Raw genomic sequence first — 23,584 nt, 5'->3', positions numbered from 1 at the left:
TCTGAGCCGCCAAATGAATCGCGCTCGCTCTGGGCTGCCAGAGCGAGCGCGTTCCTGGGTGCGGGCGGGGATTGACCGACTACAGGACAGTGAGCCCGTGCGGCCGCAGGTTCATGGACTCGCAGCCGTCTTCGGTGACCACGACGATGTCTTCGATGCGGGCGCCCCAGTTGCCGCGGAAGTAGATGCCGGGTTCGATGCTGAAGGCCATGCCCTGTTGCAGGATCAGGTCGTTGCCCTCGACGATGTAGGGCTCCTCGTGCACCGAGAGACCGATGCCGTGGCCGGTGCGGTGCACGAAGGCAGGACCGAAACCGGCTTCGGTCAACGGATTTCGGGCGGCGGCGTCGATGGACTCGGCGGTGACGCCGGGACGGACGGCGGCAACGGCGGCGGCCTGGGCCTGTTCGAGGGCGGCGAAGTCGGCGGCGATCTTCGGGTCGGGTTCACCGAGGACGTAGGTGCGGGTCGAGTCGGAGTAGTAGCCGGGGTCGACCGGGCCACCGATGTCGATGACCACGACGTCACCGGACTCGATGCGACGCTCGGAGTCGTGGTGGTGCGGATCGGCGCCGTGCGGGCCGCTGCCGACGATGACGAACGCGGCCTCGGTGTGGCCCTCCTCGACAATGGCGGCGGCGATATCGGCGCCGACCTCGGCCTCGGTACGTCCGACCTGCAGGAAATCGCTCATCCGCGCGTGCACCCGGTCGATGGCGGCACCGGCGCGGCGCAGCGCGTCGATCTCGGCGGCGTCCTTGATCATGCGCAGTTCGCGCAGCACCGGCGTGGCGGAGGCGGGCAGGCCGGTGAACGATTTGGCCAGCGGGATCAGGTGCAATGCGGGCATCGCGTCGGCGACGGCCACCCGGGAGCCGACGTGCAGTGCGGACTGCACCAGGCCGTACGGATCGACGCCGTCGACCCAGTCCAGGACCTGCAGGCCGAGTTCGCCGGCCGCGGATCCTTCCAGCGAGGCCAGTTCCAGTTTCGGGATCACGACCGAGGGGGTCGCGCCGTCGGCGGGGATCACCAGGCAGGTCAGGCGTTCGAAGGAATCGGCCGCGGACCCGATCAGGTACCGCAAATCCGGGCCCGGCGTGATCAACAAAGCGTCCTGATGAGCGGCCCGCATCAGCTCCACCGCCCGCTCCAACCGCTTACCGTAAACGTCCGCCGCGAACCTGGAATCCGTATGCGAGCTCATTCATCCGACGTTACCTGTTTGACCCGCTCACGCGAACCCGAGCACCCCAACTCCGCTGCGCAGATCCGCACCTTCTTCACACACCCGCCTGGTACCTCGGGCAGCCCCTGACCGGTTGCACGATGCGCGATGGGCCAACCGGGTCCGCGACGGCGAAGTCGTCGAGTGGGGACCCGATCGGCTCGAGTGAGGATGCCGGGTGGCGCGCTCACGGCGGGGCCGGATCATCGGGAGTTTGTCAGGAGTGGGAGGTAGCCTCAGCGCGTGACTTCTGCTGCGACCTCCGGTGGACCGCTGTTGCTCCTGGACGGGGCGAGCCTGTGGTTCCGTGCCTTCCACGCGATTCCCGAGAAGATCACCGCGCCGGACGGGCGATCGGTGAATGCGGTGCGCGGGTTCACCGATATGGTCGCGTCGCTCATCACAAAGCATGCGCCGAGTCGGTTGGTGGTATGCCTCGATCTGAACTGGCGGCCCACGTTCCGTGTCGAACTGGTGCCGTCGTACAAGGCGCACCGGCTCGATACCTCCGCCGACGCGGGTCCGGGCGCCGAGACGGTGCCGGACACGCTGACCCCGCAGGTCGACATGATCCTGGAGGTGCTCGCGGCGGCCGGGATCGCGACCGGCGGCGCCGAGGGGCTGGAAGCCGACGACGTGCTCGGCACCTTGGCCACCCGCGAGACCACCGACGATGTGGTGGTCGTCAGCGGCGACCGCGACCTGCTGCAACTCGTCCGCGATACTCCGAAGCCGCCCGTGCGGGTGCTCTACGCGGGACGCGGCCTGGCCAAGGCCGAGCTGTTCGGCCCGGCCGAGGTCTCCACCAAATACGGTGTGCCACTGGAGAATGCGGGCCGCGCCTACGCGGATCTCGCCACTCTGCGCGGTGATGCCTCGGACGGCCTGCCCGGCGTAGCAGGCATCGGCGAGAAGTCCGCGTCGCTGCTGATCACCCGATTCGGTTCCCTGGAAGCATTGGTCGCCGCCGTCGAGGACCCCGACGCCGACCTCGCCCAGGGCATCCGCGCCAAACTCCGTGCGGCAGAAGACTATTTGAAGGCAGCAGCCCCCGTAGTCCGCGTCGTCTGCGACGCCGAAGTCGAACTCTCCCGCCCCGACACCCTCCCCACCACCCCCGCCGCCCCCGACCGCCTCCACGAATTGGCCACCGCCTACAACGCCGAAAGCCCCATCACTCGCCTAATCAAGGCCCTCGCCACCCGCACAAGCTAGCCAACAGAAAGCCCGCCGCCCACGCTTCCCCCGCCTTCCACGCGATGAAGGTAGGGTCACGATCAACGGCACCGTGGTTGGCCACGCCGCACCCTCTTCGCCCGCTGCGCACGACCTTGCTAGCAGGTCGGCGTGAGGAACACCCACCGCCCGACACTGCAATTCCGTACGCGGCTGCACAATTCACGCACGGCAAGGCCCAACGTTCAACCGACGATCCATAGGGTGCCATCCCCCAAAGCGCCCAAAACACCACAGCCAGATCACTCGAAGGCACACCCACCGACAACTTCGCTCTTACCCAAAGCACGTGGGACACAACCAAAGCCAGATGACCACCCCGGAACCGCCACCCCTGCCCCACATCCAAAGCGCTTGGAACACAACCCCAAGCCAGACAACCACGCCGGAACCGCCACCACCCCCCTTCCTCCAAAGCGCTTGGAACGCAACCACAGCCAGATGACCACCTCCGGAACGCGACATCGCGCGCCTGACCGATAACTAAAGCCGGGTACGGCAGGCGACGCGCCCAGCACTGCTTCACAGGAAAACGTGGACAGGTCTTCAGCTTTCTCTGAACTGTCCACCTCTGGAGTCCTAAGCAGCACTTGCCCGAATAGGTCCACCTTCACAGGGTCTCTGGGTGTACTGGTTCGAGGTGGTGTACTGAGAGATTCTCCGGTGGTGCGCTGTTCCAGGGGTTTTCGACTGGTTCATCGGATGACCGGAGTAGTGCTGGGCGCGCCAGGTGGGGTCCCCGACCTTAGTTATCAGTCAGGTGCACGGTGTCACGTTGCGGAGGTGGTCACCTGGCTGTGGTGCTGTTCTCGAGCGCTTTCGAAGCAGCGAGCCTGTCGCGCGGACATTTCGAGGCTGCTGGGGCTCCGATGTGCACTCTTTGTTCAGAACGCTCACCGTTTCTGCAAGCCGCTCACCCGGTATAGCCGGTGTCCGGGTCACCGAAACGGTGCTCGGCTGACCGAGGGGGTGTCGGGGTGCACGACCAACGGGACCCGGGTCGTGCTGTTTTCGAGCGCTTTCGAAGCAGCGAACCTGCCGCGCGGACATTTTCAGGGCCGCAAAGGGCTCCGATGTGCACCCTTTGTTCAGACCGAGCATCCTTTCGGTGACCCGCTCACCCGGTGTAGCCGGTGTCCGGGTCACAGAAACAGTGCTCGGCTGACAGAGGGGGTGTGGGGTGCACGACCAACGACACCCCGGGGTGGTGCTGGCGGCGAAATCTGCACTCTCTCTCGGGATCTGCACTCGGAATAGGGCCCTAGAGCGAGTGCAGATCCCGAGTGAGAGTGCAGATCTTGATGTGGTGGGGCTCGTGGGGCGCGACCAAGATCATCGGGGCTGTCGGGGGGCTACTGTCACGCGTCTTTTGCCCGCCGCGCACGAGACGGCCGCGCACGATACGGTGCGGATCTCGGGTAAGGGTGTGTACAGACGCTGACGGTCGGCCCATTGGGATGGGCCGACCGGAGCGATGGGCGAGAGAGACCTAGTTGGGGCGGCCGACCTCGTATGTTCCGTCTTCCTTGGTGATCTTGATGGTCACCTTTTTGGCTTCGCCGCTGACCTTCAGGTTGCAGTCGAAGGTGGCGTCGACCTTTACTTCCTGGCCGGAGGGGCAGGAGACGTCGGCGACGTCCTGGATGCCGTAGGAGTCGGTGAGGACCTTTTTGACACCGTCTTGGACGGCGGACTGGTCCAGTTTGTCCTTGGAGGTCAGCACGAGGACGAGGGCGATGATGGCGCCGATGACGACGACACCGAGCACGACCAGCCCGATGACCAGGCCTTTCCCCTTGCCGCCGGACTGCGGCGGTTGCTGCTGCTGGCCCCACTGCGGTTGCTGTTGCCCCCACTGCGGCTGCGGCTGACCCTGCTGCCAATCCTGCGGCTGTGCCTGCCCCCACTGTGGCTGGCTCGGCTGACCGGGCTGACTCCACTGCGGACTGGGCTGCTGCCCCCACTGCGGCTGGGCAGGCTGCTGCGGCTGCGGAGCCCACGGCTGCTGCGGCGGCTGCTGATCACCCCACTGCTGGGTCGGCTGTGCCGACGCAGGCGTCTGCGGCTGACCCCACTGGGGCGTCCCGCCGGGTGCCTGCTGTCCACCCCACTGCTGGGTGGGATCGTTGCGTCCCTCCCCGGGTTCGCTGGGTCCAAACGGGCCGCTCATCTGGTTGCCTCCACTCGCATCGTTGTACACACGGTAGCCCCCCGCGTGGGAACGGTCCGATATCTCGATTCCTCCGCCACGGTCGGTACGCGAAAGAAATCAAATCACAATCGAATCCGCTACGCGGCGTCCACCGCGACGACACCCCGCCGGATCGCTCGCACGGCCTTCGCTGCGGTCGAGGCGACCTCCGGGTCGTCGGCGCTGCCGTGGATCTGATCGAGCAGGTCGATCACCTGCCTGCACCAGCGCACGAAATCGCCTGCGGACAGCGGCGCGGCCTGGTCACCGCTGGCGAGCAAAGACTCGGCCAACCCGTCGCCGCGCGCCCATTTGTGCACGCCGGTGACGAAACCCAGGTCCGGTTCCCTGGTCGGCGGCAGCTTGTGCCGCGACTCGTCGGAACGCAATTCGCTCCACACCCGTATGGTCTCGCCGATCGCCCGCCGGATCGGCTCCGTCGGACCCGTCACGCCGAGATACCCACCGTCCTGGCGGGATTCGAACACGAGAATCGAGACGACACCGGCCAATTCGGCCGGACCGAGCCCACGCCACAGCCCCTGCCGCAGGCATTCGGCCACGAGCAGGTCGCTCTCGGAGTAGATCCGCGCGAGCCTGCGACCGTCCGCGGTCACCTCGGACTCGTGCACGAAGCCGCGCTCCTCCAGCAGCCCGACGATCCGATCGAAGGTGCGAGCCAGCGAGTTCGTGGTGGCGGCAACCTTCTGGCGCATGGTCTCGGTTTCCCGGGCCAGCCGGTTGTAGCGCTCGCCGATGCGGGCCATCTGCTCCCGATCTGCGCGGGTGTGCGCCGGATGGGAGCGCAGGCTGCGGCGCAGGGTGGCCAATTCGCGATCGTCGGCGGCCGAACCGCGTTTGCCACGCCGCGACCGGCCCGGCGCGGAAATTCCGGTGCTGCGCAGCGCCGAGGCCAGATCGCGCCGGGTCTGCGCGGTGCGGTGGTCGATCCGCCGCGGCAACCGCATGTGCCCCAATGTCTCTGCGGGCACCGGGAAATCGGCGACCGACACCCGGCCGGCCCATTTGTCCTCGGTGAGCACCAGCGGCCGCGGATCGCCCGGCGTCGCGTCGGGTTCGAGAATGACCGCGAGACCGGCGCGTCGCCCGGACGGGATCGCCACCACGTCACCGCGGCGCAACGCGGTCAGCGCGGCGACCGCGATCCCGCGCCGATCGGAGCGGCCCTGCTGTTCGATCTGCCGTTCCCGCTGCTTGATCCGCTCGCGCAGCGAAATGTATTCCAGGAAGTCACCATCGGCACCGCCGAGCTGATCGCGCAATTTGCGCAGCTGAGCCTCGTTGCGTTCGATGCCGCGCACCAGCCCGACCACCGAGCGGTCGGCCTGGAACTGCGCGAACGAACGCTCCAGCAGCAGCCGCGATTCGGCGGAACCCATCCGATCGATCAGATTGATCGACATGTTGTAACCGGGCTTGAACGAACTGCGCAGCGGATAGGTCCTGGTGGAGGCCAGACCGGCCACCGCGCTCGTGTCGACCTCCGGCTGCCACAGCACCACCGCGTGCCCCTCGACGTCGATGCCACGACGTCCGGCACGACCGGTCAGCTGCGTGTACTCGCCGGGGGTGAGCTCGGCATGCGACTCACCGTTATACTTGACCAGCCGCTCCAGCACCACCGTGCGCGCGGGCATGTTGATGCCGAGAGCCAGTGTCTCCGTAGCGAATACGGCCCGCACCAGACCCTTGACGAACAGTTCCTCGACGGTATGCCGGAACGCGGGCAGCATGCCGGCGTGGTGCGCGGCCAATCCGCGATGCACCGCCTCGCGCCACTGCCAGTAGCCGAGCACCTCCAGATCCGCCTTCGGCAGATCACCGGTGTGCTTCTCGATGATGGCGTCGACCTCTTCGCGGTCTTCCGGACGGCTCAAATCCAGCCGTGCGCGCAGGCACTGGGCCAGCGCGCCATCGCACCCCGCGCGACTGAAGATGAACGTGATCGCGGGCAGCAGGCCCTCTTCGTCCAGCTTGGCCAGCACCTCGGGCCGCGGCAACGGCCGGAAGTCGCGCCGCGGACCGCCACGTCCATGCCGCGGCCGATCCCAGCTGTTCGCCCGATCAGCGGCCTCACGCTGGCGGATGAACCGCACCAGATCCTCGTCGACCAGCACCTTCTGATCGGTGGAATCGGTGTCGAACAGATCGAACATCCGTCGCCCGACCATCACGTGCTGCCACAGTGGCACCGGCCTGGTCTCGTCCACCACCACCGCGGTATCACCGCGTACGGTCTCCATCCAGGCGCCGAACTCCTCGGCGTTGCTGACCGTCGCCGACAGGCTGACCAGCTTCACGTCCGGCGGCAGGTGCAGGATCACTTCCTCCCACACCGCGCCGCGGAACCGGTCGGCGAGGTAGTGCACCTCATCCATCACCACGAACGACAGCCCGCGCAACGCATCCGAGGACGCATACAGCATGTTGCGCAGCACCTCGGTGGTCATCACCACGACGGACGCGCCGGGGTTGATCGACTGGTCGCCGGTGAGCAGGCCGACGCTGTCGCGCCCGTAACGCTCGGTCAGGTCGGCGAACTTCTGGTTCGACAGCGCCTTGATCGGCGTGGTGTAGAAGCATTTACCGCCCGCGGCGAGCGCCAGATGCACGGCGAACTCGCCGACCACGGTCTTACCTGCACCGGTCGGCGCGCAAACCAGGACGCTGTGCCCGTCTTCGAGTGCCGCACAGGCGGTGCGCTGGAACGGATCCAGGCTGAACTTCAGCTCGGTGGAAAACTTCGCTAGCTCGCCCGTATGCGACCGGTGATGTGTCACCGTCAGAGGGTATCGGAGTAGTCCGACATCGAGCGCCCGGTTTTATCCGGGGGCGTCACCAGCGAGTCGGCGGGGTCGATCGGGTCGGGGCCGGTGATCGAGGACGCCTCCTCGTCGGACAGCGCGGCCAGGCTCTCCGCTTCCCTGCGGGCCCTGCGGATGTCGTTCAACCGGGAGAACTGGATCGCGACCTCGAACAGCACGGTCAGCGCGATCGCCAGCGCGAGCATGGAGAACGGGTCCTGCGGGGTGACGATGGCCGCGAAGACGAAGAGCCCGAACGTGATTCCGCGCCGCCACGCCTTGAGTCGCGCGTAGGTGAGCACCCCGATCAGGTTCAATCCGATGATCAGCAGCGGTGTTTCGAAGCTGACGCCGAAGATGACGAGTAGCTGGATGATGAAGCCGAAGTACTGCGAGCCGCTCAGCGCGGTGATCTGAACGTTGTTGCCGATCGAGAGCAGGAAGCTCAAGGCATGGGCGACAACGACATACGCCAGCGCGGCGCCGGTGGCGAACAACACCGATCCCGCCGACACGAAGCCGACCGCGTACTTGCGTTCCTTCGCGTACAGGCCGGGTGTGATGAACGCCCACAACTGGTAGAGCCAGACCGGCGCGGCGAGCACGATGCCTGCGGTCATACCGACCTTCAAGCGCAGGGTGAACTGCTCGAACGGCGCGGTGGCCAGCAGCTTGCACGAGCCGTCCGGGCTGATCGCGGCGCGTGACGAATCCGGCAGCGAGCAGTAGGGCCCGCGCAGAATATCTCCGAGGCTCTCGACGCCGAGGAACCCGTACTCGTACCAGATGAACCCGAGCACGGTGGTGACGATGACTGCGGCGATCGAGACCAGCAACCGATAGCGCAGTTCCTGCAGATGCTCGACCAACGACATGGTGCCGTCGGGGTTGGTCCGGCGCTTACTCTGCCGGGGATCGAACGGGATTCGCATGGCTGGTGATTGCCCCTGGGTCGGAAGCTCGGCTACTGAGCGCTTGGCGAGTGCTGAATGCAACAGCACAATGCCCGGAGTGAGTTCCTGCTCACTCCGGGACGAGCATTACGCTCAGAGCGTCTTCGGCTCGGCCTGGGGTTGCGGCTGCTGGGTGACCGACGGGGTCACCGGCTGTGCGGCAGGCAGTTGCTGCGCGGGCTGCTGCACCGGAGCGGCCGACGCGCTGTCGGACTCCTTGCCCTCGTTCTGCATCTGACTGACCTCGCTCTTGAAGATGCGCAGCGACCGACCCAGGCTGCGGGCCGCGTCGGGCATCCGCTTGGCACCGAAGAACATCACGAAAACGACCGCAATGATCAGCCAGTGCCAGATGCTCAGACTGCCCATGATTATTACCTCCCAAGACTGGTGATGGTTCTGATGCTACCGGAGGGTGACGTGCGTGAACGCACCGTCCGGCCCGCGTTGGCCCGGCGTTCAGCCGAGCCGTGCGCACTCTCTCAACGGGCGCTCGCGTGCGCGGCCCGCAGTTGTTCGTACAGTTCCGCACCGGTCCAGGTGCGCCGGTCGCCCTGCTCGGCCGCGACGATCAGTTCGATCAGCCGCTGATTCACCGGTGTCGGCAGGCCGACCATCGCACCGAGGCCGACGATTTCGCCACAGAGCCAAGAGATTTCGGTTTTACGGCCGAGTGCGAGATCGTCCGCCATGGACGAGCGCGCCATCGGATCGACGGCGAGTAACCGCCCGAAAACGCGCCGGAAAACGGCGTCGGGGACGGTCAGCAGCCTGGCTATCGCCCCCGGCGGCAGTGGCGTCAGCCGGGCTGGCGCAATTCGCGCCCTGTTCATCACCGTAAGCGCTTCCCGCTGAGCCAGCGCGAGGCAGCGCCGATAGTTGCGGTCGGCGAGTTCCTCGCGCAGCGGGCGCCCGGACAGCGCGTTGATCGGGTTGTTCAGGTTCAGCAACAGCTTCGCCCACTGCACGGGGCGCAGGTCGGGGTAGCGGTCCAGCGCGAGCCCGGCCTGCTCGAAGACGCCGAGAAACGGGGTGAGCCCCGGATCGTCCTGGACGGCGAGCCCGCCCTCGGTGCCGCGGTGGAACCGGCCGCCCTCGTGATGCACCACGTTGAACATCACCATTCCGGCCAGCACCACGCAGCTGGGCAGGATCTCCCTGATCACGGTGTCGTTGCCGATGCCGTTCTGCAGGCTCAGCACCACCGTGCCCGGTCGGATCTTGCCGGTGAGGTCGCGCACGGCGTCCGCGGTCGCCGCCGATTTCACCGCGACCAGCACCAGATCGGCCGAGCCGACGTCGTCCGGCTCGGTGGCCACGTGGAATCGCCCGGCAGGCAGCGAGTCGTCGCCGCCGTCGAGGTCGGTGAGCCGGAGACCGGACGCGGTGATCTCGTCGAGCATCCGCCGCCTGCCGACGAACGTGACGTCGGCCCCCGCCACGGCCAGTTTGCCGCCGACGAACAGGCCGATGCTGCCCGCACCGATCACCATGATCCGGCTCTTCACCCGGCCGCCTCGAATCCGGCCGCCGCATAGGCGGCCAGTGCGGCGTTGGAGCGCTCGCGCACCGCGGCGACCAGTTCCGGTGGGCCGAGCACCGTTACGCCCGAACCGAAGCCGAGTAGCAGGCGGGCCATCCAGTCCAGGGTGGCGAACCGCATGGTCGCCTCCAGGCTGCCGTCCGGATGTACCGCAAGCCGGTTCATCGGATACTGGTCGAGCACCCAGGCGTAGTCGCCGCGAATTCGCAAGCGCGCCAACGGAACCGCGGGATCGTCCTGGAACAGGTCGAGCGCCGCGGACTCCTCGGTGGCGTGGCTCGGCGGCCTGGCCGGTTCGTCGAGATCGGCGGCGGCCTCGATCCGGTCGAACCGGAACAGGCGCACGCCTTCGGCCTGCCGACACCAGGCCTGCAGGTAACTGTTGTTGTCCACCAAGACAATTCGGATCGGATCGACGACCCGTTCGGTGACGACGTCGCGGCTCGCCGAGTAGTAGACCAGGCTCAACGCGCGCTGCCTGGCCAACGCCGAACGCACCGTCGCGACGGCGGGCGCCTCGGTCGGCGGGATGCGATGGCCGTCGGGTTCGGCGCCGGAACCGCCGACGATGGCCGATTCGATCTTCGCGATGGCCGCGTGCGCCGCGGTCGGGTCGACCATGCCGGGCATGTCCACGATCGAGCGCAGCGCCACCAGCAGCGCGGTCGCCTCGGTGGAGGTGAGGCGCAGCGGGCGGTCGATGCCCGCGGAGAAGGTGACCTCGACGCTCTCCTCGGAGAACGACAGGTCGATCAGGTCACCGGGGCCGTAGCCGGGCAGGCCGCACATCCACAGCTGGTTCAGGTCGCTCATCAGCTGCTTGGTGGTGACGCCGAGGTCGGCGGCGGCCTCCGCGGCGCTGATGCCCGGGTGGGCGATGAAGTACGGGATCATGTTCAGCAGCCGCGAAAGTCGAACGGAAAGCCTGGAATTCACGCCTGCACCTCGCTGACGCTCGGTTCCGGCGCAAATTCCGGTGCTGCGTTGCTGGTTCGTTCGCTCACGCGGTGACCTCCGTGCGATCGAAGACCGAACGCAGGCGCGCGACCACATCCGCGCGCAGTTCCTCGGGCGCGAGCACCACCGCGTCCGGGCCGAGTCCGGTGATCAGGCGGGCAATCCAGTCGCGGGAGCGCACCGGCAGCTCGACCACGGCGCCGACTCGGCCGCCGATGGTGCGTTCGCCGGTCACCTGGCCGATCCGGCGCAGCTCGCGGCCGCGTCCGTCGGCCACCCACACCGTTGCGGTGCCGCTGACCGGTGCCGAACTGGTGACCGTGTCGACGATCTTGCGCAGGTCGATACCGTCCGGTTTGCTGACGGCGTTTTCCGGCCCGTAGGCGGTCACGTCGTCACCGATCCGGGACAACCGGAAGCTGCGTACCGCATCGCGGGCCCGGTCGTGTCCGACGAGGTACCAGCGGCCGTGCCGGGTCACCACGCCCCACGGTTCGACGTCACGCATCAGATACGGGGCGTTGATCGCGCCGCGATGCTCGAACCGGACCGCTTGGCCAGCGTCGATCGCGGCGAGCAATTTGCCGAGTACCGGTTCCGAACCGCGAGTCCGCGCGGGCACCGCGGGTACCGAAGCCACGGCGGCGTCGGTCTCCACATGAATGCCCGCGGCGCGCAGTTTGAGCAGCGCGCCGTCGGCGGCGGCGGCCAGTTCCGGTGATTCCCACATCTGCACGGCGACCGCGACGGCGGCGGCTTCCTCGTCGGACAGGTCGATCTCGGGCAGCTCGTAGGCGTCCCGGTTGATCCGGTAGCCCTCGACCGACGAGTACCGGCCGACCGGCCCGATCTCCAGGGGTATGCCCAGGTCACGCAGCTCGTTCTTGTCCCGCTCGAACATTCGGCTGAACGCCTCGTCGCTGGCCGAATCCTCGTATCCCGCGACGCTGTCCCGGATCCGCTCCGCGGTCAGGAACTGCCGGGTCGACAGCAGCGCGATGACCAGATTCATCAGCCGCTCGACCTTGGATATCGCCACCCGATAGAGGGTAATCGGCCGGACTCCGCACGTGCGCGTCGGCGCGCGATTCACTCGATCACATGTGCCGGGGCGGCAGTATTGATCTCATGATCATCGCTTTCTCCGTGACCCCACTCGGCACCGGCGTCGACGTCGGCCGCGCGGTAGCCGAGGCCGTCCGCGTCGTGCGCGCCAGCGGCCTGCCGAACCGCACCGACGCCATGTTCACCACCATCGAGGGCGAATGGGATGAGGTGATGTCCGTCGTCAAACAGGCGACCGACGCCGTCCTCGCCGCCGCGCCCCGCTGCAGTTTGGTCCTCAAGGCCGACATCCGCCCCGGCGTCACCGACGGCATGACCTCGAAGGTCGAAACCGTCGAGCGCTACCTCGCCGAGGGCTAGACAGCCGCACGCTATCTGATGTCCCGCACCACAACTCGCCGCACCAACACGCGTGCGTATGTCAAAAGCCGTGCGGCGGCAGGCTAGTCCGGGATCGACGTCTGCTGATAGGGCGCTAGTTCCTCTCGCCGGTGTAGACGAGCATCTTGCTGTCTACACCGGCGTGCACCAGCCGTGGACCGAGGAGCTCGTAAGCCCGCCACGGCGGTGAACCTTTGAGCGCGGCAACAACTTCGACTCGATCCAGCACAACCCCAGGTGCCGGCACCAGCGCCGCATCACCGGTCATCAGAGAACCGTAGAAATCCGCCGCCGTGCCATCACACAGCGAATCCCAGCCTCTACGCTCAACCTCGAGCAGCTCGTTCAGAGGTTCCGTGTCGGCCAAACGTCCACGGTACGGACAGTTGCCACATCCGACACCCGAACAAGCCAGGTAGGTACTTACTCGCCGCGAACTTCCCTCAGCGCCTCCAGTGTGCCGCCGGCATCGGCACCCGGCCCCGGATCACGTTCCAGCGCCTCGCGGATCCGCGCCATCGCCTCAGCCTTGGTGAGCCGCCGCGCGAGCTCGATAAAGTGCTGTCGTAGGTATGCGTCCAGCGACAGACCCGCGACGGCAGCGCACTGACTCAGCACTTCTACGTCTTCGTCGGGCACGTCAAGAATCTGGATGGTCACCATAGCGCTAATCTATGACGCCCGATCAGCGCTTTACATCGACGCGATCAGGCGATCCACGCGTTCGTCGACCGAACGGAACGGGTCCTTGCACAGGACGGTGCGTTGGGCCTGGTCGTTGAGCTTGAGGTGGACCCAGTCGACGGTGAAGTCGCGGCCGGCTTCCTGGGCGGCGGTGATGAAGTCGCCGCGGAGTTTGGCCCTGGTGGTTTGGGGTGGGGTGTCGACGGCGGCGTCTACCGCCTCGTCCTCGGTGATGCGCTTGGCCAGGCCCTTGCGCTGGAGCAGGTCGAAGACGCCGCGGCCGCGCTTGATGTCGTGGTAGGCGAGGTCGAGCTGGGCGATCTTCGGGTCGGACAGTTCCATGCTGTAGCGGTCCTGGTAGCGCTGGAACAGCTTGCGCTTGATCACCCAGTCGATCTCGGTGTCGACCTTGGCGAAGTCCTGCGCCTCGACGGCGTCCAGGGTGCGACCCCAGAGGTCGACGACCTGGTCGATCTGCGGGTCCCGGTCGCGATTGCGCAGGTGCTCGACCGCGCGGGCGTAGTACTCGCGCTGGATGTCCAGGGCGCTGGCCTGGCGACCGCCGGCGAGACGTACCGGACGACGACCGGTGAGATCGTGACTAACCTCGCGAATCGCCCGAATCGGGTTGTCCAGGGCGAAGTCCCGGAACGAGACGCCCGCCTCGATCATCTCCAGCACCAGGGCGGCGGTGCCGACCTTGAGCATGGTGGTGGGCTCGGCCATGTTCGAGTCACCGACGATGACGTGCAGGCGGCGGTACTTCTCCGCGTCCGCATGCGGCTCGTCGCGGGTGTTGATGATCGGCCGCGAACGCGTGGTCGCCGACGACACACCCTCCCAGATGTGCTCGGCCCGCTGCGACAGGCAGAACGTGGCCGCCTTCGGCGTCTGCAGGATCTTGCCCGCACCGCAGATCAGCTGACGGGTCACCAAGAACGGCAACAGCACGTCGGAGATCCTGGAGAACTCGCCGGCCCGCACCACGAGGAAGTTCTCGTGGCAGCCGTAGGAGTTGCCCGCGGAATCGGTGTTGTTCTTGAACAGGTAGATGTCGCCGCCGATGCCTTCTTCGGCGAGCCGCTGCTCGGCGTCGATCAGCAACTCTTCGAGAACCCGCTCGCCCGCTCGGTCGTGGGTCACCAGTTGGTGCAGGCTGTCGCATTCGGCAGTCGCGTACTCCGGATGGGACCCGACATCAAGGTAGAGCCGAGCACCGTTGCGGAGGAACACGTTCGAGCTACGGCCCCAGGACACCACCCGGCGGAAAAGGTACCGGGCTACCTCGTCGGGGGACAGCCGACGGTGACCGTGGAAGGTGCATGTCACACCGAACTCGGTCTCGATCCCCATGATTCGTCGCTGCACACTATCGACATTACAGCCATGTGATGCGCTCGCGTGGGGCTGCGGACAACACGAACGCATACGTCTTCACAACGATTCGGTCCGGCTCACGGAACGAAGTGGGCAGTATCACCCCGCGAACAGCCACAGCGGACAGACTTCGGGCCCGGGCACGGGCACCCGCGATTGCGGTATGCCCCTACCCGGGCCCGAAGATCCAGCTGGTGGTTACTCCGTTTCCGGAGTCTCCGCAGGCGCCGGTTCCGCCGCCTTGGCCTTGCCCTTCTTGGCCGGGTTCAGCAGCTGCTCCAGCGCGGAGTTGGTGACCCGGCGGAAGGCCCGCCGCGGCCGGGCCTGCTCCAGCGCCGCGACCTCGAGCGAGTTCACGTCGAGCACCCGCTTTTCCTTCTCGGTGCCCTCCGGGACGCCTGCCTGCAGCGCCGCGACCGCGACCTTGACCGCGCCGGCCAGGTCGAGACCCGGCTTGTAGGACGCCTTCAACGCGGTGAGGATCGGCTCGGTCGTGCCGCCCATCACCACGTATTCGCGCTCGTCCACGATCGAGCCGTCGAAGGTGATCCGATACAGCACCGAGGTCGGCTGCTGCTCCGGATACCCCACCTCCGCCACACAGATCTCCACCTCGTAGGGCTTGAGCTGATCGGTGAAGATCGATCCGAGCACCTGCGCGTAGGCGTTGGCCAGCGCACGGCCGGTCACGTCGCGGCGGTCGTACTGATAACCGCGAATGTCGGCCTGCAGGATTCCACTGCGGCGCAGATTCTCGAACTCGTTGTACTTGCCGACCGCGGCGAAACCCACCCGGTCGTAGAGCTCACTCACCTTGTGCAGCGTCGCGGACGGGTTCTCCGCGACGAACAGCACACCCTTGTCGTACACCAGGACCACCACGCTGCGACCCCGACCGATGCCCTTGCGGGCGAGCTCGGTCTTGTCGCGCATGATCTGCTCGGCAGACGCGTAATAAGGCAGTGTCATGCGCGGGCACTCCCCTCTTCGGCAGCCTCACGATCGGCGACGATCCCACGGGCGATCACCTCGAGGCGGTCCTCGGTCACCTCGACCGCGCCCTCCTCGTCGATGACGATCGCCGTCGGATAGATCCCGCGCATCAGATCGGGACCGCCCGTCGCGGTGTCGTCGTCGGCCGCGTCGAACAACGCCTCGACGGCGATGCGCAGCGCGCGCTCCTGATCAATTCCCTTGGCGTACAGCTTCTTCAGCGACCCCTTGGCGAAGACCGAACCCGATCCCACCGCGGCGTAGCCGAACCGCTCCTCGCTGCGTCCACCCACCACGTCGTACGACACGATGCGACCGACCTTGTCCGGATCTGTCGCATTGACGTCGTAACCAACCAACATCGGCACCACCGCCAGCCCCTGCAGGGCCGCGGGCAAATTCTCGCGCACCATCTTCGACAGCTTGTTGGACTTGCCGTCGAAGGTCAGGGATACGCCCTCGAGCTTCTCGTAGTGCTCCAGCTCCACCGCGAAGATCCGCACCATCTCGACGGCCATGCCCGCGGTGCCGGCGATGCCGGCCGCGGAGAAGCTGTCGGTGATGTAGACCTTCTCGATGTCCCTGCTGGCCAACAGGTTTCCCTGGGTGGCCCGCCGGTCGCCGGCGATGAGCACGCCACCGCGGTAGCTGATCGCGACGATGGTGGTGCCATGCGGCGCGATGTCCTTCGCACTGGTGGCGCTCAACGCGGCGCCATCGATCGGTCCGAACTTGTTGCCTGGCAACATTTCCGGAGCGTGCATGCGGAGGTACTCGGAGAAGGACGAGAGGGCGTACCCCAGGTGGAGACGCGAGGGGTCACCTACTGTCACTGGCCGCCTTTCTGAACGTACGCACGGACGAAGTCTTCGGCGTTCTCCTCGAGCACATCATCGATCTCGTCGAGCAGGTCGTCGGTGTCCTCCGCCAGCTTTTCGCGGCGCTCCTGACCGGCGGCGTCCGCACCCTCCGGACCGTCATCCTCGTCGCCGCCCCCGGCGCGCTTGGTCTGCTCTTGTGCCATGACAGCCGACCTCCTCTGTCCTCATCATGACCGGAGCTCCATTCTGAGCACGGCCCCGGTCATGAGCAATGTCCGTGCTCGTTCTTCAACACTACCCAGCCGAACCGACACGATGTCGTATTCCGTGCCGATGCGGGCCGAGTCGATAGCGGTCTTGTGATCAGGTTGTGAGCTGTTCCACAAGATCGGCGGCGGAGGTCACGCCGTCCAGCAGCTTGCCTACGTGCGCCTTTGTGCCGCGGCGCGGTTCCAGGGTCGGGATGCGGACCAGCGAATCGCCGCCGAGGTCGAAGATCACCGAATCCCAGCTCGCCGCCGCGATGTCGGCGCCGAAGCGGCGCAGGCATTCGCCGCGGAAATAAGCGCGAGTGTCCGTGGGCGGGTTGGTCATCGCGTCCAGCACCTGCTGCTCGGTGACGAGCCGTTTCATCGAGCCACGGGCCACCAGGCGGTTGTAAAGGCCCTTGTCCAGGCGCACGTCGGAGTACTGCAGATCCATCAGGTGCAGCTTCGGCGCGGCCCAGCCGAGGCCCTCACGCTGGCGCATGCCCTCGAGCAGGCGCAGCTTGGCGGGCCAGTCGAGCAGGCTCGCGCACTCCATCGGATCGCGCTCGAGCAGATCGAGCACCATGGCCCAGTTCTCGATGATGTCCTGCACGCGCTTGTCGTCGTTGCCGGTGCGATCCATGAACTTGATCACCCGGTCCAGGTACATCCGCTGCAGCGCAAGGCCAGTCAGCTCGCGGCCGTCGGTGAGCGCGACGGTGGCGCGCAGCGTCGGGTCGTGGCTGATGGTGTGCACGGCGGTGACCGGGCGGGCCAGCTGGAATTCGGACAGGTCCTCGCCGGCCTCGATCAGGTCGAGCACCAGCGCGGTGGTGCCGACCTTGAGATAGGTGGACATCTCGGCCAGGTTGGCGTCGCCGATGATCACGTGCAGCCTGCGGTACTTGTCCGCGTCGGCGTGCGGCTCGTCGCGGGTGTTGATGATGCCGCGCTTGAGTGTGGTCTCCAGGCCGACCTCGACCTCGATGTAGTCGGCGCGCTGGGACAGCTGGAAGCCGGCGTGGTCGCCGGACTGCCCGATGCCGACCCGGCCGGAGCCGGTGATCACCTGGCGCGAGACGAAGAACGGGGTGAGCCCGAGGATGATCTGGTTGAACGGGGTGTCGCGGCTCATCAGGTAGTTCTCGTGGGTGCCGTAGGAGGCGCCCTTGCCGTCGACGTTGTTCTTGTACAGCTGCAGGCGCGGTGCGCCGGGCACGCTCGACGCGTGCCGCGCGGCGGCCTCCATCACCCGCTCGCCCGCTTTGTCCCAAATGACCGCGTCCAGTGGGTCGGTGACCTCGGGCGCGGAGTATTCGGGGTGGGCGTGGTCGACATAGAGCCGGGCGCCGTTGGTGAGGATCATGTTCGCCGCGCCGACCTCGTCGGCGTCGATCACCGGCGCCGGTCCGTTCATCCGACTCAGGTCGAAGCCGCGCGCGTCGCGCAGCGGCGACTCCACCTCGTAGTCCCAGCGGGTGCGTTTCGCGCGCGGCACACCCTCGGCGGCGGCGTACGCGAGCACGGCCTGGGTTGAGGTGAGGATCGGGTTGGCCGACGGCTCGGTTGGGGTCGAAATGCCGTACTCGACCTCGATTCCGATGATGCGCTGCATAGGGTCGAGCCTAACGGGCATCGTCCGGCGGAGTCCGTCCGCTGCCTGCACGGGGCCGGGTGCGGACGCGTCAGATGCTGGTCGCGGTCAATCTCATACCGCGCTACCTCGACGAGTTGAAGCAGCCCGCGACCGGTCGGATGTGGGCCGAGCGGGTGTTGCAGGAGTTGGCGCAGGGCAAGTTCCTCGGGCTGCTCACCATCTTGTTCGGCATCGGGCCTGGAATCGCAGTTACCAGGCGCTGGTCGGAAAGGCCTGATCGCCGCCGGGCGCCCGATCCGCAAGGGTCGGGCGCTTTGATCCTCAAAGCGAGTTGGCCGACTGCGTTTTCGTCTCCGACGGCAACTCGATGCGATCCATGACCACGCCCACGTCGAGGTTCGCGACGCCACCGGCCTCATCGAATTCGATGGACCCCGCCAAACCGGAGCCGCTGAATTCGAGCACGCGATAGTCCTCGAGGAAACCGGTGGCCAGGCCGCGCCTGCTCAGGTAACTCTGGGTGGCGCGCCGATGATCGGCCAGCGGCAATGCGCCTATGCCATGGGCGAGTACGCGCGCGATCACCGCTGCGCTGGGCGGCGGCAGCTCGAACGCCGGGTGCTCGACGAGAAACGCCACGCAGGTGCCGTCGGTGACGCCGCAGTACGAACTCCAATGCCCGGAAATCACTTTCGCCGCGTCGGCCAGCAGCTCCGCCACCTGGTGCGGCTCCGGTGCCGCCCGGCCGAGCGCGACCGGCATTTCCGCGGCACACAATTCGGCGACGCCATAGCGAAAGCCGAACTCGCGCACCATCCGCGCCACCGCGAGCAGCGGCTTGGGGAAACCCCATGGATTCGCCCACGCCCACAGCCACGTCTCGGCGTCGGCGGTGCCGAGCAGATGAACGTCGGTACACACGAATGTCTGCTCTTCACCGATGAATTCGAGCCGCCCCGCCTCCATATCGGCCTGCCACCGATGCGAACCCAGCAATTCTTCGACGTGTAGTCGGTGCTCGAGCGACAGTAACCCCGCGTCGTCGAGCAGCCTCGTCAAGGGCACAGGTTCGGACACCGGCATGAGCGTAGTCAAAACATTCCCCCTCGTAGGTATCGTCGCCTGCCAGTAGTTTCATGAGGTGACCTTGGCCGACCGTTATCCGTTGTTGCACACCCCGACTCACTGGGCGTGGGGTGATATGAACGTCCGGTTCTCGACCGAAGCCCCACCCGACGAACTGGTCACCAACATCCACGTCGTCTGCTTCGTCGGCGACAATATCGTGCTCTGCCGCGACGACCGCGATATCTGGCTACTTCCCGGCGGCACGCGCGAGCGAGACGAGTCCATCGACGACTGCCTGCGCCGCGAGCTCCGCGAAGAAGCAGGCGCCCACCCTACCGGCCCGGTCCGCTGGCTCGGCGCGCACTACGCCACCAGCAATCTGGCTGCACCCTTTCGGGATTGGCAGCCGCATCCCCACAAAGCGTGGCTCTGGTGTGCCGCCGATGTCGTCCTCGACTCCGTGCCGACCAATCCCGACGACGCCGAGCAGATCCTGGAGGTGCGCGCCCTCCCGTTGCCCGAAGCGCTGCGGCTGGCCCGCACCGACGGCGACTACGTGACCGAATTGATCGCCCTGGCAGTCGAATTGCACCGACCGACCCGCAGGGCCGACGGAACTACTTGACGCGCAGCGCTTCCGGCCTGGCGAGCAGATCGCCGACGATCACGTCTCGCTCCAGCGGAATACCGAGACTGCGCGCGTTGCCCTCGAACAGCGCCAGCACCGATTCGGTGAGAATGCCTTCCACCTGATCGGAGGAGAGGGTGGTGGCCGGGTCGGCGCGCCAGCTGTTCACCATGCCGTCGACGAAGCCGATGATGCCGAAGGCCATCGGCCGGGCCCGGCCCGGGTCGATGCCGAAGCCGGAGAGCCAGATGGCGAACAGATCGGCCAGCCGCCCGCCGATCCGGTCGCGAGCACCGGCCAGCGACGAATCCCCCTGGGGCGCCGCGCCACCGATGAAGCGGTGCAGGTTCGGGTGGCGTTCCACCCAGCGCACATAGGTGCCGATGACACCGCGGACGGCATCGCGCACCGTGCCCTCCGGGTCGAGCTTCGGCATGATCTGTGCCAGTAGCGATTCCAGGATCTGGCGGCGGATCTGCTCGTCCAGGTCGGTGCGGCCGTCGAAATGGCGATAGACCACCGGGCGCGGCAGCTCGAGCCGGTCGGCGATCTGCTGCACCGACACCTCGACGCCGTGCTCCTCGATGACGGTGATCGCGGCGTCGATCACGTCGGCCCGCCGCTGAGCCTTGTGCCCGTTCCAGCGGGTAGCGCGGCCGTCTGCGACGGGAGGCTCGACGTTTCCGCTGGTCGTGGTCACAGAATCACAATACTCGCACAACGGTTGACCGCGACAGTGCGTCTCACTAATCTAAATGTGACAGCTTGTATCGGATAGTCGACATGTTGGAGAGCAGTCATGGGCAACGAGGCCGCACTGATCCCGCAAGAGTCCTTCGCGCAGCGCCTACTGACCGGATCGGTCAAGAAGTCCTACGACCCGGTGGTCGACATGGACTGGGACGCGCCGCTCGATCCGGACAAACTCTTCCTCCCCGCGCCGGTCGTCTCGCTGTACGGCACCGAGCTGTGGGAATCGATGACGCCGCAGCAGCAGCGCGAACTGTCCCGCCAGGAACTGGCCAACGTGCTCTCGGTCGGCATCTGGTTCGAGAACCTGCTGAACCGACTCCTGTTGCGCGAGTTGATGGCCGACGACCCGACCACCCGGCATTCGCATTACACGCTCGTCGAGATGGGTGACGAGTGCAGGCACATGATGATGTTCGGCAAGCTGATCGACCGCATCGAGGCGCGTCCGTACTGGCCGCATCGCGCGGGCCGAATGGCGATCGGCCTGCTGCCGATCTTCTTGCGCGGCTCCATGACCTGGGTCGGCGCGCTGGTCGGCGAGGAGATCTTCGACGCGATCCAGCGGCGCACCCTGGACGATCCGGAGTTGCAGCCCTTGGTTTCTCGCGCGATGCGCATCCACGTCACCGAGGAGGCGCGCCACATCGGTTTCGCCCGGGACGCGCTGGCCCGGATGGTGCCCAACATGTCGCGCGCCGAACTCGCCTACACCAGGCTGTGTGTCGCGGTCGCCGCGCCGCTGTTCGTCTACCTGCTGACCAATCGGCACATGTACACCCGCGCCGGCTTGGACGGGCGCGCGGCGCGGCGGATCGCGACCAACAACCCGGACGCCAAGAAGGCGCTCGGCATCGGCGCCGCGAATCTCGGTGTGTTCCTGCAGAAGCAGGGCCTCATCGGGCCGGTCGGCGAGTGGATCTGGCGGCGGCGGGGGTTGCTCGCATGAGTAAGAACCCCGAAATCGTTATTGTCGGTGCGGGTTTCGGCGGTCTCGGCATGGCCATCGAGCTGCGCAAGGCGGGCATCGACGACTTCGTCGTGCTGGAGAAGGCCGACGAGATCGGCGGCACCTGGCGGGAGAACACCTACCCCGGGGCCGGCTGCGACGTGATGTCGCTGATGTATTCGTACTCGTTCGAGCCGAACAAGCGGTGGACGCGAATGTTCGCCCGGCAGCCGGAGATCTTGGACTACCTGCGCGGTGTCGTGGACAAGTACGACCTGCGCAGGCACATTCGGTTGCACTCCGAGGTGGTGACCCTCGACTTCGACGACGCCGCCGACCGCTGGGATATCGGCCTCGCGGACGGGCGGCACTTCCATCCGCGCCTGGTCGTGATGGCGCCCGGTCCACTGCACGAACCGTCGGTACCGGAGTTTCCCGGCCGGGACGCGTTCCGCGGCAAGAGTTTCCACTCGGCGCAGTGGGACCACGACTTCGACATCCGCGGCAAACGGATCGCGGTGATCGGAACAGGCGCCAGTGCAGTGCAGTTCGTACCGCAGATCGCCAAAGAGGCCGCGCAGGTGACGGTCTACCAGCGCACCCCGCACTGGATCGTGCCGAAGCCGGATCGCCCGCTGACGTCGGTGGAGCACGGGATGTTCCGGTATCTGCCTGGCGCGCAACGGCTTTACCGATGGGCCGTCTATTGGGGCTATGAGGCCATGATCCCCGCTTTCATGAACCCGGAACTGATGCGCCGGGTGGAGACCGTCGCCCGCGGACACCTGCGCCGCCAAGTGCGCGATCCGGAACTGCGCGATCGGCTCACCCCGGACTACCGGCTCGGCTGTAAGCGAATCCTGGTGTCCAACAACTTCTATCCCGCACTACAGCGCGACAATGTGGAGCTGGAGACCACGCCCATCGCGAGTCTCACCGAGTCCGGCGTCGCCACCGTCGACGGCGCCGAGACGTCGTTCGACGCCATCGTCTACGGCACCGGATTCAAGATCTCCGACCGGTTCGCCGATCAGCACATCGTCGGCGCCAACGGCCTTGCCCTGCAAGAGGCTTGGCGTGACGGCGTGGCGGGCTTCCTCGGCGTCGCCGTGCACGGTTTCCCCAACATGTTCCTCATCGTCGGCCCGAACTCCGGCGGCGGACATCAGTCGATCATCTTCATGATCGAGGCGCAGGCCCGCTACATTCGTCAGTGCGTCGAGCTGCTGCGCAAGACTTCCAGCACCCGGATGGAGGTGCGCGCGGCGACCCAGCACGAGTTCAATCGCCGCACCCAGCAGAAACTGGCAGGCACCGTGTGGAATGCGGGCGGCTGCAACAGCTGGTACCTGGACGAGCACGGCGTCAACCGCGCCGCCTGGCCCGGCTCCAGCGTCTCCTATTGGCGCACCATGCGGCACCCGGATTCCGGACACTACGACCTCACCGTGGCCGCCGATCGCGAACCGGCACACGAGTATTCGGGCCCCGCCACGCTCGACTCCCCCGGCTCGATGCTCCCGGTGACCGTCACCCTCAGCGGCCACGCCGACCCCATCGACGGCAGCTACCACTGGTACGGCCGTATCTCCGGCGCCGACCTGCCCGATCCCGGCCGCGCCGAGGTCTTCCTCACCCTTCCCGGCCGCTTCCCCACCGCGGGCCGCCTCCAGGAGCGTGACCCGTGGGGCAACCTGCGCATCGTCGGTATCGGCGACCCGCCCTACCCGCTGGAGCCCGCCGAGGTGCATTAATCACTGGGACCACTCCGGCGGCTCCGGCAGAATCGAAGACATGGCAACGGCAACTTGGCAGGGACATGTCCTCGCGAGCAGCGACGACACGATCATCGTCGAAGGCAACCACTACTTCCCACCCGATTCCGTGCACCGCGAGTTCTTCCAGCCGTCGCAGACCGATTCGTTCTGCCCGTGGAAGGGCACGGCCAGCTACTACACCGTCGTCGTCGACGGCCGAACCAACACCGACGCGGCCTGGTACTACCCCGATCCGAAACCCGAGGCCGCCCAGATCAAGGACTACGTGGCCTTCTGGCGGGGCGTCGACGTCGCCTGACGGGCCGCCGCACA

Annotated in this window: 23 protein-coding genes; 6 read left to right on the top strand and 17 right to left on the bottom strand. The window is 66.7% G+C overall.

Going from position 1 to position 23,584, the window contains the following annotated elements:
• Window positions 1-79: 79 nt before the first annotated feature.
• Entirely contained in the window at window positions 80-1,207 is a 1,128-nt protein-coding gene (locus ABZ942_RS34050) for a Xaa-Pro peptidase family protein (protein WP_357389368.1), read from the bottom strand.
• A gap of 264 nt (window positions 1,208-1,471) precedes the next feature.
• Between ABZ942_RS34050 and ABZ942_RS34045 the strand changes: the two genes are divergently transcribed.
• Window positions 1,472-2,443: a 5'-3' exonuclease gene (locus tag ABZ942_RS34045; protein WP_357389366.1), complete on the top strand. Its 972-nt coding sequence runs from the start codon at window positions 1,472-1,474 to the stop codon at window positions 2,441-2,443.
• 1,510 nt (window positions 2,444-3,953) lie between these two features.
• Here ABZ942_RS34045 and ABZ942_RS34040 read toward each other — a convergent pair.
• The 7 genes from ABZ942_RS34040 to ABZ942_RS34010 form a co-directional block, all read right to left on the bottom strand.
• Window positions 3,954-4,634 (bottom strand): DUF4333 domain-containing protein, encoded by a 681-nt coding sequence (locus tag ABZ942_RS34040; protein WP_357389364.1) that lies wholly within the window; start codon window positions 4,632-4,634, stop codon window positions 3,954-3,956.
• A 119-nt stretch (window positions 4,635-4,753) separates the two neighbouring features.
• Complete coding sequence (locus ABZ942_RS34035) at window positions 4,754-7,456, bottom strand: RNA helicase (protein ID WP_357389362.1); 2,703 nt, start codon at window positions 7,454-7,456, stop codon at window positions 4,754-4,756.
• Between the two features lie 2 nt (window positions 7,457-7,458).
• Window positions 7,459-8,412, bottom strand: a complete 954-nt coding sequence (gene tatC, locus ABZ942_RS34030; RefSeq protein WP_357389360.1) for a twin-arginine translocase subunit TatC — start codon at window positions 8,410-8,412, stop codon at window positions 7,459-7,461.
• A 114-nt stretch (window positions 8,413-8,526) separates the two neighbouring features.
• Window positions 8,527-8,802: a Sec-independent protein translocase subunit TatA gene (tatA, locus tag ABZ942_RS34025; protein WP_357389358.1), complete on the bottom strand. Its 276-nt coding sequence runs from the start codon at window positions 8,800-8,802 to the stop codon at window positions 8,527-8,529.
• A 113-nt stretch (window positions 8,803-8,915) separates the two neighbouring features.
• Window positions 8,916-9,941, bottom strand: coding sequence for a 2-dehydropantoate 2-reductase (locus tag ABZ942_RS34020; RefSeq protein WP_357389356.1), 1,026 nt, complete (start codon window positions 9,939-9,941; stop codon window positions 8,916-8,918).
• Window positions 9,938-10,912 carry a YafY family protein gene (locus ABZ942_RS34015; RefSeq protein WP_357389354.1) on the bottom strand — a complete coding sequence of 325 codons (975 nt, stop codon included), beginning with the start codon at window positions 10,910-10,912 and terminating at the stop codon, window positions 9,938-9,940. Before ABZ942_RS34015 ends, ABZ942_RS34020 begins: the two co-directional genes overlap by 4 nt.
• Before the next feature lie 64 nt (window positions 10,913-10,976).
• Window positions 10,977-11,972, bottom strand: a complete 996-nt coding sequence (locus tag ABZ942_RS34010; protein WP_357389352.1) for a YafY family protein — start codon at window positions 11,970-11,972, stop codon at window positions 10,977-10,979.
• A gap of 89 nt (window positions 11,973-12,061) precedes the next feature.
• Here ABZ942_RS34010 and ABZ942_RS34005 point away from each other — a divergent pair, with 89 nt between their 5' ends.
• Entirely contained in the window at window positions 12,062-12,358 is a 297-nt protein-coding gene (locus ABZ942_RS34005; protein ID WP_357389350.1) for an MTH1187 family thiamine-binding protein, read from the top strand.
• A 115-nt stretch (window positions 12,359-12,473) separates the two neighbouring features.
• On the opposite strand, the gene ABZ942_RS34000 is transcribed toward ABZ942_RS34005, so the two are convergent.
• From ABZ942_RS34000 to ABZ942_RS33965, 8 genes are all read right to left on the bottom strand, one after another.
• Window positions 12,474-12,746 carry a hypothetical protein gene (locus ABZ942_RS34000; protein WP_357389348.1) on the bottom strand — a complete coding sequence of 91 codons (273 nt, stop codon included), beginning with the start codon at window positions 12,744-12,746 and terminating at the stop codon, window positions 12,474-12,476.
• Between the two features lie 56 nt (window positions 12,747-12,802).
• Entirely contained in the window at window positions 12,803-13,042 is a 240-nt protein-coding gene (locus tag ABZ942_RS33995; protein WP_357389346.1) for an antitoxin, read from the bottom strand.
• A gap of 30 nt (window positions 13,043-13,072) precedes the next feature.
• The gene (pafA, locus tag ABZ942_RS33990; RefSeq protein ID WP_186818252.1) at window positions 13,073-14,431 is read right to left on the bottom strand and encodes a Pup--protein ligase; all 1,359 of its coding nucleotides are present in this window, start codon (window positions 14,429-14,431) and stop codon (window positions 13,073-13,075) included.
• A gap of 207 nt (window positions 14,432-14,638) precedes the next feature.
• Window positions 14,639-15,409, bottom strand: a complete 771-nt coding sequence (prcA, locus tag ABZ942_RS33985) for a proteasome subunit alpha (RefSeq protein WP_357389344.1) — start codon at window positions 15,407-15,409, stop codon at window positions 14,639-14,641.
• Window positions 15,406-16,266, bottom strand: a complete 861-nt coding sequence (gene prcB / locus ABZ942_RS33980; RefSeq protein WP_357389342.1) for a proteasome subunit beta — start codon at window positions 16,264-16,266, stop codon at window positions 15,406-15,408. Before prcB ends, prcA begins: the two co-directional genes overlap by 4 nt.
• Window positions 16,263-16,457: a ubiquitin-like protein Pup gene (locus tag ABZ942_RS33975; protein WP_150404595.1), complete on the bottom strand. Its 195-nt coding sequence runs from the start codon at window positions 16,455-16,457 to the stop codon at window positions 16,263-16,265. Before ABZ942_RS33975 ends, prcB begins: the two co-directional genes overlap by 4 nt.
• Before the next feature lie 160 nt (window positions 16,458-16,617).
• Entirely contained in the window at window positions 16,618-18,117 is a 1,500-nt protein-coding gene (gene dop, locus ABZ942_RS33970) for a depupylase/deamidase Dop (RefSeq protein ID WP_357389339.1), read from the bottom strand.
• Between the two features lie 303 nt (window positions 18,118-18,420).
• A complete protein-coding gene (locus ABZ942_RS33965; protein ID WP_357389337.1) occupies window positions 18,421-19,176 on the bottom strand; it encodes a DUF6882 domain-containing protein in 756 nt (251 codons plus the stop codon).
• A 64-nt stretch (window positions 19,177-19,240) separates the two neighbouring features.
• Between ABZ942_RS33965 and ABZ942_RS33960 the strand changes: the two genes are divergently transcribed.
• The gene (locus ABZ942_RS33960) at window positions 19,241-19,792 is read left to right on the top strand and encodes an NUDIX domain-containing protein (protein ID WP_357389335.1); all 552 of its coding nucleotides are present in this window, start codon (window positions 19,241-19,243) and stop codon (window positions 19,790-19,792) included.
• Here ABZ942_RS33960 and ABZ942_RS33955 read toward each other — a convergent pair.
• A complete protein-coding gene (locus tag ABZ942_RS33955) occupies window positions 19,785-20,495 on the bottom strand; it encodes a TetR/AcrR family transcriptional regulator (protein WP_357389333.1) in 711 nt (236 codons plus the stop codon). The two genes, ABZ942_RS33960 and ABZ942_RS33955, sit on opposite strands and share 8 nt — an antisense overlap.
• A 99-nt stretch (window positions 20,496-20,594) precedes the next feature.
• On the opposite strand from ABZ942_RS33955, the gene ABZ942_RS33950 reads away from it, so the two are divergent.
• The 3 genes from ABZ942_RS33950 to ABZ942_RS33940 are packed head-to-tail and all read left to right on the top strand — an operon-like array spanning window position 20,595 to window position 23,570.
• Window positions 20,595-21,494, top strand: a complete 900-nt coding sequence (locus ABZ942_RS33950; protein ID WP_357389331.1) for a diiron oxygenase — start codon at window positions 20,595-20,597, stop codon at window positions 21,492-21,494.
• Complete coding sequence (locus ABZ942_RS33945; protein ID WP_357389329.1) at window positions 21,491-23,248, top strand: DUF4873 domain-containing protein; 1,758 nt, start codon at window positions 21,491-21,493, stop codon at window positions 23,246-23,248. Before ABZ942_RS33950 ends, ABZ942_RS33945 begins: the two co-directional genes overlap by 4 nt.
• 40 nt (window positions 23,249-23,288) lie before the next feature.
• Window positions 23,289-23,570 (top strand): DUF427 domain-containing protein, encoded by a 282-nt coding sequence (locus ABZ942_RS33940; protein ID WP_357389327.1) that lies wholly within the window; start codon window positions 23,289-23,291, stop codon window positions 23,568-23,570.
• Window positions 23,571-23,584: the final 14 nt, after the last annotated feature.

Source organism: Nocardia sp. NPDC046473, from assembly GCF_040645995.1.
GTDB lineage: Bacteria > Actinomycetota > Actinomycetes > Mycobacteriales > Mycobacteriaceae > Nocardia.
The sequence above is the reverse complement of the archived record's forward strand: the minus strand, read 5'-3'. Positions and strand labels throughout refer to the sequence as shown.

Coding starts and splice junctions, on each gene's coding strand:
- ABZ942_RS33950 (WP_357389331.1), top strand. CDS start 20,595: ATGGGCAACGAGGCCGCACTGATCCCGCAAGAGTCCTTCGCGCAGCGC.
- prcA (WP_357389344.1), bottom strand. CDS start 15,409: ATGACACTGCCTTATTACGCGTCTGCCGAGCAGATCATGCGCGACAAG.
- ABZ942_RS33940 (WP_357389327.1), top strand. CDS start 23,289: ATGGCAACGGCAACTTGGCAGGGACATGTCCTCGCGAGCAGCGACGAC.
- ABZ942_RS33945 (WP_357389329.1), top strand. CDS start 21,491: ATGAGTAAGAACCCCGAAATCGTTATTGTCGGTGCGGGTTTCGGCGGT.
- ABZ942_RS34005 (WP_357389350.1), top strand. CDS start 12,062: ATGATCATCGCTTTCTCCGTGACCCCACTCGGCACCGGCGTCGACGTC.
- dop (WP_357389339.1), bottom strand. CDS start 18,117: ATGCAGCGCATCATCGGAATCGAGGTCGAGTACGGCATTTCGACCCCA.
- tatC (WP_357389360.1), bottom strand. CDS start 8,412: ATGCGAATCCCGTTCGATCCCCGGCAGAGTAAGCGCCGGACCAACCCC.
- ABZ942_RS33995 (WP_357389346.1), bottom strand. CDS start 13,042: ATGGTGACCATCCAGATTCTTGACGTGCCCGACGAAGACGTAGAAGTG.
- tatA (WP_357389358.1), bottom strand. CDS start 8,802: ATGGGCAGTCTGAGCATCTGGCACTGGCTGATCATTGCGGTCGTTTTC.
- ABZ942_RS34050 (WP_357389368.1), bottom strand. CDS start 1,207: ATGAGCTCGCATACGGATTCCAGGTTCGCGGCGGACGTTTACGGTAAG.
- ABZ942_RS34040 (WP_357389364.1), bottom strand. CDS start 4,634: ATGAGCGGCCCGTTTGGACCCAGCGAACCCGGGGAGGGACGCAACGAT.
- ABZ942_RS33975 (WP_150404595.1), bottom strand. CDS start 16,457: ATGGCACAAGAGCAGACCAAGCGCGCCGGGGGCGGCGACGAGGATGAC.